Annotated in this window: 1 protein-coding gene; it reads left to right on the top strand. The window is 59.7% G+C overall.

What is annotated here, in order from left to right:
- Window positions 1-392: hypothetical protein (locus ACP4IX_RS36595; RefSeq protein ID WP_426559007.1), on the top strand; the 392-nt coding region annotated here is incomplete at its 5' end.
- Between the last annotated feature and the right edge of the window lie 139 nt (window positions 393-531).

The raw sequence follows: 531 nt of genomic DNA, 5'->3' as shown, positions 1-531 counted from the left end.
CGACCCGCGAAGGCGCGGTGAAAAAGCTTGCAGGAATGCTGAAAACCCTGCTCAAGGAAGCTGAGGCGGAAGGTTTCAAACTGGCGCCTTTCATCGGTGTTTCCTGTCCGGGGGCGATCGATGCGGACGGTTCGATCGAGAAGGGCGCGCAGAATCTGCCGGGCAACTGGGAGAGCAGCAAGTTCAATCTGCCCGCGAGCCTGATCGAGGCAATCCCGGCTGTTGGCGATCACGACACCGCGGTGTTGATGCACAATGACGGCGTGGTGCAGGGCCTGAGCGAAATTCCTTTCATGCAGGACTACAAGCGATGGGGAATCCTCACTATCGGCACGGGCCTCGGCAACGCGCGCTTCACCATGCGAAATCCGAAGGACAAGAAGAAAGGGTGAGGCTCGCTCGGCCCGGATTTGGAGCAGGCTGACACGGCCATCGTGGCGGCGCGTCGAAATCCGGATGGCGTGAGCAGGATGACCGGAAACCGGACTTTCGGTATGGCCGTCTCCCATTCTCACGCTTGAAAAAGCAGAC

Source organism: Streptomyces sp. WG5 (assembly GCF_049974565.1).
Lineage (GTDB): Bacteria > Actinomycetota > Actinomycetes > Streptomycetales > Streptomycetaceae > Streptomyces.
Note: the sequence above shows the minus strand (reverse complement) of the source record. Positions and strands in the feature narration are given on the sequence as shown.